The following is a 15,968-nucleotide window of genomic DNA, read 5'->3' as shown; positions in this document are numbered from 1 at the left end:
ATGAAAATATTGTCTTCTTTAAGTCAAAAAATTAAAACGTTTGTTTGCATTTGTGCCCTATTGTTTTTATCCGAAAGCACATTTGCTCAAACTTGGATATGGTATCCGGGGGATTTTGAAGTTTGGTTAAGCAATAAAATGCAAGTAAGACGTACAGAACGCGAAGCGGTATTTCCACCGCTTTGGCAATATTACAGTCCTTATGCCTTGGTAACTTTTCAAACAGAAGTAGATATTCCAGAACAAGACGAGGTAAAAATCTACTCAGAAGGATCTTTTCAATTACTTTTAGATGGTGTTCAAGTTTACGGGCAACCAAAATCAATAAAAATTCCTGCTGGGAAACACAAAATTTCCTTTAAAGTATATAATCAAGAAGTGTTGCCAGCTATTTATATTGATGGTAAGTATGTTAAATCTGATAAGTCTTGGAAGGTGACCAATGAAGATAAACTTTGGATTGATGAAACTGGAAAAGCACAACAATCAGGCACGCCATGGGTGCCTGTTGGTTCTTGGAATTTTGATTCACCAGAGAATAAACCTTCCGGGTTTAAGCTAACAACCACACCTTGGAACGCAAAAAAAACAGAAAAAATAGGAGCTGGTGAGTTGGTAGATTTTGGTAAAGAAACTTTTGGTTATATTAAAATTCATGGTTTAAAAGGAAAAGGTAAAGTAGCACTTTATTATGGTGAATCTCGTGAGGAAGCGCTGGATTCTGCCAAATGCGAAACACTAGACCATTTATCTTTTGATGGAAACCAGCCTGAAACATACACACATGATGGATCCAAAGCATTCCGCTATGTTCAAGTACAAGCAGATGCAACGGTAAAATATGATTCTATTTCGATGCTTTATGAATATTTACCATTAGACTATCGTGGTGCATTCAAATCTTCAGACCAAGTATTGAATAAAATTTGGGATGTGTCGGCTTATACGATGCATTTAACATCTCGCGAATTTTTTATAGACGGGATTAAACGCGACCGTTGGGTTTGGTCTGGCGACGCTTACCAAAGTTATTTAATGAATTATTATTTATTCTTTGATTCGGCTTCCGTAGAACGAACGCTGTTGGCTCTTCGTGGTAAAGAACCTGTGACGGCTCATGTAAATATCATAATGGATTATTCGTTGTATTGGTTTGTGGGAGTTTACGATTACTATTTACACACGGGCGATACGAAATTTATCAAAACTTTTTATCCACGAATGAAATCACTGATGGAATTCTGCTTAAAAAGAAGAAACACAAACGGATTCCTGGAACCATTAGAAGGTGATTGGGTTTTTATTGATTGGGCGAACGGATTACCAAAAACTGGCGAGGTTAGTTTTGAGCAAATGCTTTTAGCGAGAAGTTTAGAAGCCATGGCAGTTAGTGCTGAAATTGCAGGTGAAAATGAAGACCAAAAACAGTATCAAAAATTAGCGGATGATTTAAAAATAAAATTATTTGAGGTGTTTTGGGATAAGAAAGAAAACGTTATGAAGCACCAGCGTATAGACGGTAAAATGCAAGATATTGTAACTAGATACGCTAATATGTTCGGTATTTTTTTTAATTATTTTAATGAAGAACAAAAACAAAGTATAAAAAAGAAGGTGTTGCTCAATGATAAAATTCTTCAAATCACAACACCATATATGCGTTTTTACGAGTTGGAAGCGTTGTGTGCTATGGGCGAGCAAAATTATGTTTTAAAAGAAATGAAAGACTATTGGGGAGGAATGTTAAAAGAAGGCGCGACAACATTTTGGGAAGAATACAATCCGAACAAAAAAGGAACAGAACATTTAGCTATGTATGGACGCCCTTATGGAAAAAGTCTTTGCCATGCTTGGGGTTCTAGCCCAATTTATTTGCTGGGGAAATATTATTTAGGCGTAAAACCTACTGCTCCGGGTTATTCCGAATATGAAATTAAACCAAATCTAGGCGGATTAGAATGGATGGAAGGAAAAGTGCCAACACCAAAAGGCGAAGTTAGCGTATATTGCAGCAAGACAGCAATCAAAGTAAAAGCGGCTGAAGGCGAAGGAAAATTGATTTTCGAAAGTCAAAACAAACCTAAAACCAACTCGGGAACGATTACTGAATTGTCTAAAAATAAATACCAATTAACGGTAAAACCCAATGTGGAGTACCAAATAAGTTATAAAGCAGTAAAATAATGATTCAAAAAAGTAAACATATTTATTGCCTTTTTCTGGTTTTTTTGGGCTTTTCAGTTTTGGCTCAAAACTCCAGTTGGAAAGCCGCTCCTTTTGAAGTTGTAAATTCGAATTACATAACCTTCAAAACGACGCAATATGCACACGTATTTTCGGGAAGCAAACATAATATTGTTCGAATATCTCCAGAATTGCAAGGATTGACAGGAGTGGAACTTCCATTAGAAAGTTATAAAAACGGAACGAATACGCCGTTAAAATTAAAATTCAAAGAACCGGTTCAAGTACTTATTGGAGTTTTTCAAGAAAAAAATAATGCAGATTACCGCCAATTAAACAATGCTAAATTGGTTCTTGAAAACGGACTAACCATAACAGGTTTGCCTCCGGTAAATGTGTATGCAGTTTCTTTTTCGAAAGGAACGCAGATTATCAATCCAGAGGGAAAAGGATTGTTTGCCGTTTTGGGTGTAATCAAAAATAATCAACAAATCGTTTCCCGCAATGCGGAATTACCTGATGGGAAATTATGGAATCCAACATTTATTGTTGAAGGATTCTCAGATGAAAAACCGCTTTTTGAAATAATTGGTGGAGAAAATAAACCAGTAATTGATGAAGGATTTCTTGGCGCCGAAGGAATTCAAGGTGGTTTTGAAGGTGGTCGCGTTGTAAAAGTTGGCGATACCTATCATATGTTTCCAACGGAAAGAGCTGGTGAAAAAGGGGTGGAAATGTATTACGACCGTGTAAAAACTAAAATTGGGCATTGGACTAGTAAGGATGCGATTCATTGGAAACGTGAATCGACCATTTTGCAAGCCAGCGGCACTTATGCAATAGCAGAAGACGATAATCCAATGAACGATCGACGTGCTGCGATTTGGTCTTATATGCCTGTTTTCAACGAAAAGGCAAACAAATGGTACGGCTATTATTTGGCTTACACAGTTCACAAAGAAATTCAGCCCAATCACTCTTTTGGAAGAATTTGGAGATGTGAATCAACTGTTGATGGGATCAGCGGAATTGGCGGTCCATACAAAGATATGGGAATCATTATGGAACCTGGTTTGGATTCACAGCCTTGGGAAGGGCGTCAAGGCGTGGCTTCTTTTTTTCCGTATCAAGTGGGTGATAAATGGTTCGGATTTTATAGCGGAGCCTATCCATTTGAATCTTGGGCGGATTATCCGAAGAAATCAGGAAAAGGCTGGTTTGTGGCGTTGGCCGAATCGAATAGTTTAGAAGGTCCGTGGCAACGTTTGAATAAAGGATTAGAACCTATAAAAACGATACATCCGTCATTTGTTGAAAATCCAATTGTGAGTCAGTTGCCAAACGGTTTGTACATCGCTATTTTTGATGGAGGCCCTGAAGGCTGGGGGCATCATTTACCGAATATGATTGGATATACACTTTCAAAAGATGGAATTAATTGGGGCGAAGCACACTATCTACCAATAGAAACTAAAGTAGATAAATGGTGGGACATTATGCGTACGCCACTTTGTTTAATTCCTGAAGGAAATGACGTTTATACTATCGTGTATAATGCCATTGATTTGAAAAAAAGATTTCACCCTACAGGAATGGTAAAAATAAAACTGAATAAGGAGGTAATGGAATCCAGATTGAAGGAATTGAAATAAGAAAATAGCACACAGATTTTACGGATTAAACGGATTCGCACAGATTATTAAAGTTATAAAAATCTGCGAAAATCCTTTTAAATCTGCGTGCAAAAAATACATAGCACGCAGATTTAGTAGATTAGGCAGATTTTTTGCCAGAGATTAAAGAATAAAAATCCGTTTAATCCGTGTGCCACATTATAATTAAAATTAGAAAATGAAAAATACAATGAAATATCTCGTAATAGCTTTTGTAACACTACTCGTCAGCAGTTGCGCCACAAAATTCAAGAAAAGAGAAATCACCGATGGCGTAATGCAGGAGATTTATAACGAAATCAAAACGCCTTATAAATACGGTTTGGTAATGGTGCCAACGGATAATTCCTACAAAATGGACTGTCCAAGCGTATTCAGGAAAGACGGAAAATGGTTTATGACTTATTTGATATACGGCGGAAGAGGTTACGAAACCTGGCTGGCTGAAAGTGATGATTTACTGCATTGGAAACATTTAGGGAAAGTAATGTCTTTTTCAGAAAATGAAACCCATTGGGACGTGAATCAAAAAGCGGGATATATTTCGTTACAAGACCCAACTTGGGGCGGAAGTTACGAATGGGAAAAGTACGATGATAAATATTGGATGAGTTATTTTGGCGGAGACAGCAAAGGTTACGAGGCTGGCGTATTATCTATCGGGATGGCATATACCAAAGAATCGCCAACTAAAGCACATGAATTTGAACGTTTGGATAAACCCGTTTTGACTCCAAAAGATGCTGATGTAAGTTGGTGGGATAATAGCACGATGTACAAAAACACCGTAATCAGAGACAAGGAAAAAATTACGGGACACAATTTTATTATGTATTACAATGCTCGTGGCGATAGTTTGAAACCGGCAAAAGGTGCAGAAAGAATTGGAATGGCGGTTTCTAATGATATGAAAAACTGGAAACGTTATGGTAAAAATCCGTTACTGAATAATCACAAAGGAATTACGGGCGATCCATACATTCAAAGAATCAATGATACTTGGGTGATGTTTTATTTTGGCGCTTTCTGGAAACCGGGAGCTTTCAACCGTTTTGCTGTTTCGAACGATTTAATTCATTGGAACGATTGGAAAGGCGAAGACTTGATAAAATCATCTGAACCTTACGATGATTTATTTGCCCATAAATCATTTGTCGTAAAACACAATGGCGTGGTGTATCACTTTTATTGTGCGGTCAACAAAGGAGAACAAAGAGGAATTGCAGTAGCAACTTCGAAAGATTTGGGAAATAGCAAATTGAATTTTGTTGCGCCACCAGAGAAAAAAGAGAAGAAATAAAAAAGTATTAAGTCATAAGTATCAAGTATTAAGTATTAAGTTTTGTAGTTAAGGAATAATTTTATGGTCAATTTAGTTCAATGGTTTTTAGTAAAAAAATGTTTGAAATCTTTAGTATTCTCAAACCCAATTCGTATTCCTGCTTATGGCTTAATACTTAATTCTCTCTTCTTAATACTTCCATTTTGCGCTATGCAGGCACAATCCGTAACCGGTGAGCCGGCAGGAATTCCGGAATTACACAAAAAATATGAGTTTGCTCCTTGGGAAGACCCAACAGTCACGAGCATCAATAGACAGCCTTCGAGAGCAACTGCTTATTCATATACTAATGTTGAAGATGCGCTAAAAGGAGACAGAACGAAGAGCCGACTAAAAATGCTTAATGGAGATTGGGATTTTAAATATGCGGTAAATCTCAAAGAAGCTTCTAAAGATTTCTATAAAGGGAAAGTATCAGGTTGGGATAAAATTGAAGTGCCTTCCAACTGGGAATTAAAAGGCTATGATAATCCTATTTATAAAAGTGCGGTGTATCCTTTTAGACCCATAAATCCTCCTTTTATTCCTAAAGATTATAACGGAATTGGTTCATACCAACGCAGTTTTACCGTTCCCGAAAACTGGAAAGACATGACCGTGACCTTGCATTTTGGGGCAGTGAGTTCTGGCTTTCAGGTTTGGTTAAATGGAGAATTTCTGGGTTATGGAGAAGACAGTTTTCTTCCGTCAGAATTTGATATTACACCTTATTTGAAAGAAGGAGAAAATGTGGTTTCGGTGCAGGTGATTCGCTGGGCAGATGGTTCGTATCTTGAAGATCAGGATCATTGGCGAGTAAGCGGAATTCAACGTGAAGTTTTCATTATGGCTGAGCCAAAATTGCGTATTCAAGATTTCTTTTATCAAACTAAATTAGATAAAGACTACAAAGACGCTGTTTTTCAATTAAGACCAAAAGTCGAAAACTTGACAGGTATAAAAATCAAGGATTATACGTTTCAAGCGCAATTATATGATGCTAATAATGTAGCTTTATTCAAAGAACCGCTTCAAAAACCGGTCATAGACATGATAAACGAGAGTTATCCCCGTTTGGATAATGTGCGATTTGGAATGTTTAAAGAAACGATTAAAAATCCATTGAAGTGGAGTTCTGAAGTGCCAAATCTCTATACTTTGGTAATGACATTAAAAGACCCAAAAGGAAATATTACGGAAGTGAAATCCTGTAAAGTTGGTTTTCGTTCTATCGAATTTTCGAAAGAAAATGGAAAAATGCTGATCAACGGAAAAGAAACTTATGTTTATGGTGTCAATCGTCACGACCATAATCCTATTCGAGGAAAAGCCTTGACAAGAGAAGATATTAAAGAAGATATCACTACAATCAAAAAATTTAATTTCAATTTGATTCGTACCAGTCACTATCCAAATGATCCTTATTTTTATGACTTATGTGATCAATACGGGATAATGGTAATGGATGAGGCTGACCAGGAAACCCACGGTATTGGAGGAAAATTAAGTAACGACCCAAAATGGACAAATGCCTATTTAGAACGTATGACCCGAATGGTAGAAAGAGACAAAAATCATCCGTCTATTGTTTTTTGGAGTTTGGGAAACGAAGGTGGGAAAGGACCAAATCATTCCGCAATGGCGGGTTGGGTGCACGATTTTGATATTACGCGTCCCGTGCATTATGAGCCGGCACAGGGAAATCCTAGATTGGACGGTTATATAGATCCACTCGATCCGAGATATCCTAAAACGATTGACCACGCGTATCGATTTGAAAATCCGCAAGACGAACCTTATGTAGATATGGTGAGCCGATTTTATCCCGGGGTTTTTACTCCTAAATTTTTGGTGGACCAAAAGAAAGATACCCGACCAATTATTTTTGTTGAATACTCGCATGCAATGGGGAATTCAGTTGGGAATTTAAAAGAATTATGGGATGAATTCCGTGCTCTTCCAAGAGTTATCGGAGGATGTATTTGGGAATTTAAAGATCAGGGATTGGTAAAATTCGATTCAAGATCTGGTCAGGAATACTTCGCTCACGGTGGAGATTTTGGAGAAAAATATCATGACGGGAATTTCAATACGAAAGGTTTAGTTGATTCTAATGGAAAACCAAAAGGATCGATGTATGAAAACAAATGGGTATATCAGCCTGTCGTTTCCACTTTAAAAGAAGGTTTTCAACTGGAGATTAAAAATCGCCAGGCTGTGAAATCTTTAGCAGAATATATTCCTGTTTTACAGATATTGGAAAACGGTAATGTTATAAAAACACAAAAACTACAACCTTTTAAATTAGAAGCAGGTGAGTCTATGGTTTTGAATGTGAATCCGTATTTGCCAAAAATGAAAAAGGATGCCGAATACTTTTTGAACATCGAATTCCAGCTTTCAGCAGATAAAGATTGGGAGAAAAAAGGATATGCCGTGGCAACCGATCAATTTTTATTGCAGAAAAAAGCTATTTATGTTGCCACAAAAGAAAATGCTGCGAATGTTTCTGAATCCGATTCGGAATTTAAAATCAAAGGAAAAACGTTTGATATCAATATTAGCAAAATGAATGGTGCATTAACTTCGTATATTTTCAATGGAGAAGAGCAGATTTTTGCGCCATTACTGCCTAATTTTGTTAGACCACTTACGGATAACGATAAGAGAGGTTGGAAATCGCAAAAGGTTTTGAAACAGTGGTACAAAGCCAAACCAAAATTGACGAATATCAAAATCGATAAGTCAAATGCAGAGATTAGAATCATCAGTGACTACGAAATTATTAAAGATAGTGCCACTGTTAATGTGGTTTACAACATCAAACAGGACGGAACGATAAAAGTTGATTACAGTTTGAAAGCTTCGAATAAATTACCAAACATTCCGAAAATCGGAATGCAAATGGGAGTTCAAAGAAAGTTCGACAAAATTTCGTGGTACGGAAAAGGAGAATTGGAGAATTATAACGATAGAAGTTTCGGATCGTTTGTAGGGAAATATTCGTTGCCAATTAATGATTTTATTGAGCATTATGTAAAGCCACAAGAAAATGGAAATAGAACCGAAGTAAGATGGATGGCGCTAACAACACCTCAAAAAAATAAAGGATTATTGGTTGTCAACGATGCTAAAGTTTTAAGTATGAGTGCATGGCCTTATACCCAGGAAAATTTAAGTGCAGCAACACATACTTTTGAATTAAAAGATCCAAGTTTTGTGACCGTGAATATCGATTTAATTCAAATGGGTGTTGGCGGAAATGACAGTTGGTCTGCAGTAGCGCAACCTATGGAGAAATACCAAATTCCTTCAGGAGATTATCAATATAGTTTTTATTTGGTTCCTTTTTCAGCTTCAAAAAACAGTTTGGAAAGTAACTTGAAAAAATTCAAATATTAAGTTTAAATGCTAACCCTATCAGGGTTTTGAACCCTGATAGGGTTAGGGTATAATTTTATAAAAACTGGGAAATAACAATAATAATGTTCAACAAAAAACACTTCTTTTTTATTTTACTTATTGCGGGATTCGTTTCCGCTCAGGAGATTCATAAAAAAGAAAACACATCGTTTCAGCCTACAATCGAATCCTCAAAACCTTGGGTGTATTGGTATTGGATGCAAAGTGCTTATTCAAAACCAGGCATCACAGCAGATTTGGAAGCGATGAAACAAGCAGGAATTGGAGGCGCCTATTTAATGACCATTAAAGGGCCGGCAAATCCGCCGTTGATGGATCCACCAGTTTTGCAATTAAGTAAAGAATTCTGGGAGCTGGTACATTGGGCATTAACAGAAGCAGACCGATTAGGTGTGAAAATTGCATTTCATCCAGCTGATGGTTTTGCCGTTGCCGGAGGACCTTGGATAACTCCTGAAATGTCAATGCAAAAAGTGGTTTGGGCCGATATTACAGTAAATGGAAATAGCATTAAAAACCTGAAACTACCAATTCCAAATCATTACAAAGACTATTATAAAGATATCGCGGCGTTTGCCATTCCGGTAAAGGATACGTATGTCACATCAAATAAAAATCGTCCAAAAATTACTTCTACCGTAGCCGATTTTGATGCTTCATTTTTAAGTAATTCAGATAAGGATGATCAATTTAGATTAAAGGAAAAGGGATGGGTTCAGTATGAATTTGATACCCCTTTTTTGTGTAAATCAATTCAAATAGAAACCAAGGGAAACAATTACCAGGCCCATCGTTTACTTATTGAAGTAAGTGATGATGGTGAAAACTTTAAAAGCCTTGGTCGGTTAACAACGCCAAGACACGGTTGGCAGGATGTTGATGCGTTTTACACACACAGCATTATTCCAACAAAAGCCAAATATTTCAGGTTTGTTTACGATCCCGAAGGAACAGAACCAGGTGCAGAAGATTTAGATCCCGCAAAATGGAATCAGGGATTAAAAGTGTCTAAAATACTTTTGTCTAATGAACCATTAATTGATAATTATCAAGGGAAATCAGGTGCTATTTGGCGTTTGAGTCCACAAACTTCTTCCGAACAAATTAATAATAATGATTGTGTTGAGCAATCAAAAATGATTAACATTTCCAAGTTTGTTGATGAAAATGGCGTTTTAAATTGGAAAACTCCTTCTAAAGGAATGTGGCGAATTATACGTTTTGGACATACATCGACAGGTCACGAAAATGCTACCGCTGGCGCCGGAAGAGGATTGGAAGTCGATAAGTTTAATGCTGATGCGGTTCGTTTTCAACTGGATCACTGGTTTGGCGAAATGCTTAGAACGGCAGGGCCGGTACTGGCTTCCAAAGTGGTGAAAATTCTCCATATGGACAGTTGGGAGTGTGGCAGTCAAAACTGGTCGCCTGTTTTTCAATCCGAATTTAAAAAACGCAGAGGCTATGATATTGTTGATTATTTACCGGTTATGGCGGGGATTCCTTTAAATGATATTGAAACTTCGGAGAAAGTATTGTATGATGTTCGAAAAACGATTTCAGAATTAATCGCCGATAATTTCTTTGGAACGCTGGCTGATGAAGCTAAAAAAGCAGGAGTGAAATTTAGCTCCGAAAATGTAGCTCCAACGATGATGAGCGACGGACTTTTACATTTCAAACATATTGACTATCCAAGTGGCGAATTTTGGCTGAAAAGTCCAACGCACGACAAACCAAATGATATGTTGGACGCTATTTCAGGAGGACATATTTACGGGAAAGATATTATTCAGGCAGAAGCTTTTACAGAGTTAAAAATGGATTGGGATGAACATCCTGGAAATTTGAAGACTTTAGCCGACAGAAATTATGCACTCGGAATTAATCGTTTTTTCTACCACGTTTTTGTGCATAATCCGTGGACGGACAGAAAACCCGGAATGACATTAGATGGTGTGGGTTCTTATTTTCAAAGAGACCAAACCTGGTGGAAACCTGGAAAAGCCTGGGTTGATTATTGCCAGAGAGTTCAATTTCAATTGCAAAAAGGGAAGCCGGTTATTGATTTGGCAGTTTTTATTGGAGAAGATTTGCCTTCGCGTTCGGTTCTTCCGGATCGATTGGTGCCATTTATTCCTAATGTTTTTGGAGCAGCACGTTTGGAAAGTGAAGCCATTCGATTGAAAAACGAAGGTCAGCCTTCGATTAAAATTCCTAAAGAAGTATCTTCTTCTAAAAATTCAACCGATATGTCGCAATGGACAAACGCAATGAATGGTTATCAATACGATTCTTTCAATGCGGATGTTTTATTGAATAATGCTAAAATTGAAAACGGAAAAATAGTTTTTAGCAATAGTATTGAATATGGTGCTTTATTGTTTCCGGGAAGCCATAAAATGGCGCCCAATAAAATGATTTCTTTGGCTGTAGCCAAAAAGATACTCGAATTGGTGAAAAATGGAGCGACAGTTTTTATTGATGAAAAACCAAATTTGCAACCGGGAATGCAATCAGAAGCAGAATATAAAAAGTGGCAAAATACCATTGATGAAATTTGGAATAATGAGTCTAATGCAACTTCTTGGAAAATAGGAAAAGGAACAATAATTAAGCTTCCTTATTTAGGAAATGATTTTGCATCCATTGGAATTCAGCAAGATGTTTATTTTCCAAAATTAAACAGAACTGATTCGGAAACTATCGCTTGGACACATCGTAAATCCGACACTGAAGAAATTTATTTTCTTTCGAATCAAAAAGAAGAAAAAAGAAACTTGGAAGCATCGTTTCGTGTAGCTGGAAAAACACCCGAATGGTACAATCCAGTTACTGATAAAACAACCGCTTTAGCCAATTGGAAAATAGAAAATGGACGCACGATAATTCCATTAACATTAGAAGCAAATGAATCTGGTTTTGTTATTTTTAAAGATAAAACCAAGGTTCTTTTAACGAAAGGATATCAAAAAGGTATAGAATTTGAGAGTGTTCAGACTTTAGATGAAAACTGGAAAATGCAATTCGATCCTGCATTTTATGGACCAAAAAACATCGTGAAAACAGATAAACTTTTTGACTGGAGTACTTCAAAAAATGACAGCATCAAATATTATTCGGGAACGGTTATTTATTCCAAAGAATTGATTTGGAAAGGAAAAACCAAAGACAAAATTTGGTTGGATTTAGGTACAATTGCTAATATGGCTGAGGTCAGTATCAATGGAAAAGATTGCGGAACTCTTTGGACGTATCCATACAAAGTGGATATTTCGGATGCACTTAAAAAAGGGAAAAACACCCTCATTATAAAAATCACCAATACTTGGGCAAATCGACTAATCGGCGATCAAAAGGTGCCAAAAGAAGAAAGATTAACCTGGACAACTGCTCCTTTTAGATTAGAAGGGAATCCATTGCTGAAAGCGGGATTGCTAGGGCCAGTCACAATTGTAAAAGAAAAAATAGAAGAAAAATGATAAATTTTAGAAACAGTATTATTGCGATTTTTTTGATTTTAGGAAGTATTCAAATGAACGCAAAAATCAAATTACCGGCTCTGTTTTCGGATAATATGATGCTACAGCAAAAGTCAAAAGCGCCTATGTGGGGTTGGGCGGATAAGAACGAAAGCATTTCCATAAAAACGTCTTGGGATTCCAAAATCTATAAAACCAAAACCGATAATCAAGGGAAATGGAAATTAGAATTGCAAACTCCAGTTGCAGGAGGGCCATTTACTATTGAAGTTAGCCAAGGAAAGGAAATCATCGTTGTGAAAAATGTGTTGATTGGTGAAGTTTGGTTGTGTTCAGGTCAGTCTAATATGGAAATGCCGTTAAAAGGTTTTTCAGGTCAGCCAGTTAAAAATGGCAACGAAATCATCGTCAGATCAACAAGCAAAAACATTCGTTTAATTACGATTCCGCGAGCTACAGTGCTTGAACCTTTGGATGATTTTGAAGGAAAATGGGAAACAGCTTCACCAAAATCGACGGCTAATTTTAGCGCAACCGCCTGGTATTTTGGTTCGCTTTTGCAGGAAGTTTTGCAAGTTCCTGTGGGATTAATTCACGTTTCGTATGGAGGTTCCAGTATGGAAGCGTGGATGAATCAGGAAATGTTGAAAGATTTTGCGAGTGCGAAAATACCTACAAAGAAAGAAGATTTGGCAAAAGACCCTAACCGCGTGGCGACTACTTTATACAACGGGATGCTTTCGCCAGTTATTGGTTACGGAATCAAAGGTTGTATTTGGTACCAAGGCGAATCGAATTATGAAAGAGCTTCAGAATATACCGCTTTAATGAAAAAAATGGTAAGCAGTTGGAGAACTTTATGGAAACAGGGAGATTTCCCTTTTTATTATGCGCAAATTGCACCATTTAATTATGCTCAGTTTCATCCCAAAGATAATTTAGAAAAATACAATTCGGCTTATTTGAGAGAAGCGCAATTGAAAGCTTCAAAGGAAATTCCAAATTCAGCAATGGCGGTTTTAATGGATGTTGGAGAAGAAAACAATATTCATCCAATAGACAAAGAAAAGGGCGGAAATAGATTGGCATATTTGGCTTTGGCCAAAACCTACGGAGTAGAAGGTTTTGAATTTGAGAGTCCAAAATACAAAGGCATGGAAATTGTTGGTAGTTTAGCAACCGTTTCTTTTGATGATGCACCTAACGGAATTACATCTTATGGAAAAGAAGTGAAGGGCTTTGAAATTGCCGGAGAAGACAAAGTTTTTTATCCAGCCAAAGCGGAAGTTCGCAGGAAATCGGTTGTGTTATCCTCTGATAAAGTGACAAAACCAGTAGCAGTTCGTTATTTATTCAAAGATTATACAAAAGCCGAATTGTTTAGTACGGGAGGCTTGCCAGTTTCGTCTTTCAGGACGGATGAGTAGTAATTTGATTAATATTTCACTTTGAATCTGCTGAATCTGCTGAATCTGCTAAATCTGCGTGAAAAAATATTGGCACGCAGATTCGGCAGATTTTGGCAAATTATAAAAAATAATAAATTTGAAAAACACAATACTCTTATTTTTTCTCTTTTCAACGCTTTTGACCAAAGCGCAAATTCCTGTGCTCGAAAATTACAATCAAATTTGGAAAACACAAAGCAATAATTCATCAGAATCAATGCCTTTGGGTGGTGGAGATATTGGATTGAATGTATGGGTAGAAAAGGGAGATCTGTATTTTTATTTTTCTCGAAGCGGAACTTTCGATGAACATAGCACATTGCTGAAATTGGGTCGAGTAAAAGTGACTTTGGAACCAAATCCTTTCAAGGATAATGAAGGCTTTCATCAGGAATTAGTTTTGAAAGACGGATACATTACTATTAAGCAAAATGACACTAAGATTAAACTTTGGGTCGATGTTTTCAAACCCGTAATTCATCTGGATTTAGACAGTAAAACACCTTTGCAACTGACCGCTTCTTATGAAAGCTGGCGTCATAAAAATAGAGATTCTAAAGGAAAAGCGAATAATGCCAATTCCTATAAATGGGCTCCTCAAGGAGAAATTATAACCTATAAAGATTCTATTTCTTTTGAAGATAACGGAGTGAAGTTTTACCATAGAAATCGGGAACAAACGGTTTTTGATGTGGCCGTAAAGCAGCAAAAAATGGAGACGGTGAAAGATAAAATGATGAATCCGCTTGGGAATCTCACTTTTGGAGGCTTTATGCAAGGAGTCAATATGAAACCAGAAGGTACGTATTCTGGGAAATATCAAGATACCGATTTTAAAGGTTTTAATTTAAAAAGTGTAACACCTTCCAAAAAACATTCATTAGCTATTTATTTGCAAACCAATCAATCAGCAAATGCCACAGTTTGGCAAAAGGAATTAAAAAACCAGATTTCAAATTATAAAAAACAATCCAAAAAAGCCGAGAAAAACACCCAAAATTGGTGGAATGCTTTCTGGAATCGCAGTTTTATTTATACGCAGAAAAGTAATTCTATAGCAAAAGATTCGGTATATCAAATCGGGCAGAATTATCAGTTGTTTCGCTATATGTTGGGTTGCAATGCGTACGGCAAATACCCGACTAAATTCAACGGCGGACTTTTTACGGTCGATCCGGTTTTTACCAATCCCGATTTGAATTTCACGCCTGATTTCAGGAATTGGGGAGGCGGAACAATGACAGCTCAAAACCAACGCTTGGTTTATTTTCCGATGGTGAAAAGCGGCGATTTCGATATGATGAAATCGCAATTGGATTATTATTTGAGTTTACAAAAAAATGCCGAATTACGTTCTCAAGTTTATTGGAAACACGGCGGAGCAGCTTTTACCGAGCAACTGGAGAATTTTGGCTTGCCCAATCCTGCCGAATATGAGTGGAAACGTCCTGCTGATTATGACCCGGGAATGGAATATAATGCTTGGCTAGAATACGAATGGGACACGGTATTCGAGTTTTGTCAAATGATGTTGCAACAGAAAGAATACGTTAACGAAGACATTAAAAAATACAATCCATTCATTATTAGTTGTCTTCGTTTTTTTGATGAGCATTATCAATACTTGGCCAAGCAAAGAGGTCGAAAAGCTTTGGATGGGAGTGGTCATTTGGTTCTCTATCCGGGTTCGGGTGCTGAAACCTATAAAATGGCGTATAATTCCAACAGCACTATTTCAGCCTTGCAAATAATTACAAAACAACTTTTAAACCTTTCGTCAAAAGAATTGTCAAAGGAAGACTTTGATTATTTGAAAGGTTTTCAAACACGAATTCCACCTTTGAATTTCAGGACTTTTGATGGACATACAACATTGACTCCAGCCAAATCTTGGGAAAGAGTAAATAATACCGAAGTGCCACAACTGTATCCTGTTTATCCTTGGGGGATTTACGGCATCGGAAAACCGGATTTGGAAATAGCGCGAAATACGTGGAATTATGATACAGATGCTATTAAATTCAGAAGTCATATCGGCTGGAAACAGGATAATATATTTGCGGCTCGTTTGGGTTTAACCAATGAAGCAGCAAAATACAATTTGTTGAAAATGGTTAATTCGAGCAGACGATTTCCAGCATTTTGGGGTCCGGGTTACGATTGGGTTCCTGATCATAATTGGGGAGGTTCAGGGATGATCGGCATGCAAGAAATGCTATTACAAGAAGCGGATGGTAAATTATACCTCTTTCCGGCTTGGCCAAAAGATTGGGATGTGCATTTCAAATTGCACGCTGCTCAAAATACTACGGTTGAGGCTGAACTTAAAAATGGAAAGTTGAAGATTATAAAAGTAGTTCCCGAAGAAAGAAGAAAAAACATTATAAACATGCTGGAAATGCCAGCAGCAGAAAAAATAAATTTAAAATAAAAAAAG

General features: G+C 37.0%; 7 protein-coding genes. All 7 read left to right on the top strand.

Annotated features, from left to right (window positions below; genetic code table 11):
* A complete protein-coding gene (locus tag ACM55K_RS15510) occupies positions 1-2,184 on the top strand; it encodes an alpha-L-rhamnosidase-related protein (RefSeq protein ID WP_416851180.1) in 2,184 nt (727 codons plus the stop codon).
* Complete coding sequence (locus ACM55K_RS15505) at positions 2,184-3,836, top strand: glycoside hydrolase family protein (protein ID WP_416851179.1); 1,653 nt, start codon at positions 2,184-2,186, stop codon at positions 3,834-3,836. The genes ACM55K_RS15510 and ACM55K_RS15505 overlap by 1 nt, the downstream gene beginning before the upstream one ends.
* A 199-nt stretch (positions 3,837-4,035) precedes the next feature.
* Entirely contained in the window at positions 4,036-5,157 is a 1,122-nt protein-coding gene (locus ACM55K_RS15500; protein ID WP_416851178.1) for a glycoside hydrolase family protein, read from the top strand.
* A gap of 102 nt (positions 5,158-5,259) precedes the next feature.
* Positions 5,260-8,580 (top strand): glycoside hydrolase family 2 TIM barrel-domain containing protein, encoded by a 3,321-nt coding sequence (locus tag ACM55K_RS15495; protein WP_416851177.1) that lies wholly within the window; start codon positions 5,260-5,262, stop codon positions 8,578-8,580.
* An 83-nt stretch (positions 8,581-8,663) separates the two neighbouring features.
* Complete coding sequence (locus ACM55K_RS15490) at positions 8,664-12,083, top strand: glycosyl hydrolase (protein WP_416851176.1); 3,420 nt, start codon at positions 8,664-8,666, stop codon at positions 12,081-12,083.
* Complete coding sequence (locus ACM55K_RS15485; RefSeq protein ID WP_416851175.1) at positions 12,080-13,510, top strand: sialate O-acetylesterase; 1,431 nt, start codon at positions 12,080-12,082, stop codon at positions 13,508-13,510. Before ACM55K_RS15490 ends, ACM55K_RS15485 begins: the two co-directional genes overlap by 4 nt.
* Positions 13,511-13,628: 118 nt before the next feature.
* Entirely contained in the window at positions 13,629-15,962 is a 2,334-nt protein-coding gene (locus ACM55K_RS15480; protein ID WP_416851174.1) for a DUF5703 domain-containing protein, read from the top strand.
* The last annotated feature ends 6 nt before the right edge of the window (positions 15,963-15,968 follow it).

Origin of the sequence: Flavobacterium arabinosi (assembly GCF_048158725.1) — a bacterium.
Lineage (GTDB): Bacteria > Bacteroidota > Bacteroidia > Flavobacteriales > Flavobacteriaceae > Flavobacterium > Flavobacterium arabinosi.
This window is presented reverse-complemented; position numbering and strand designations above follow the sequence as displayed.

Bases quoted from the DNA above. Each gene is read 5' to 3' on its own strand.
- ACM55K_RS15500 (WP_416851178.1), top strand. From the start codon at position 4,036: ATGAAAAATACAATGAAATATCTCGTAATAGCTTTTGTAACACTACTC.
- ACM55K_RS15485 (WP_416851175.1), top strand. From the start codon at position 12,080: ATGATAAATTTTAGAAACAGTATTATTGCGATTTTTTTGATTTTAGGA.
- ACM55K_RS15505 (WP_416851179.1), top strand. From the start codon at position 2,184: ATGATTCAAAAAAGTAAACATATTTATTGCCTTTTTCTGGTTTTTTTG.
- ACM55K_RS15510 (WP_416851180.1), top strand. From the start codon at position 1: ATGAAAATATTGTCTTCTTTAAGTCAAAAAATTAAAACGTTTGTTTGC.
- ACM55K_RS15490 (WP_416851176.1), top strand. From the start codon at position 8,664: ATGTTCAACAAAAAACACTTCTTTTTTATTTTACTTATTGCGGGATTC.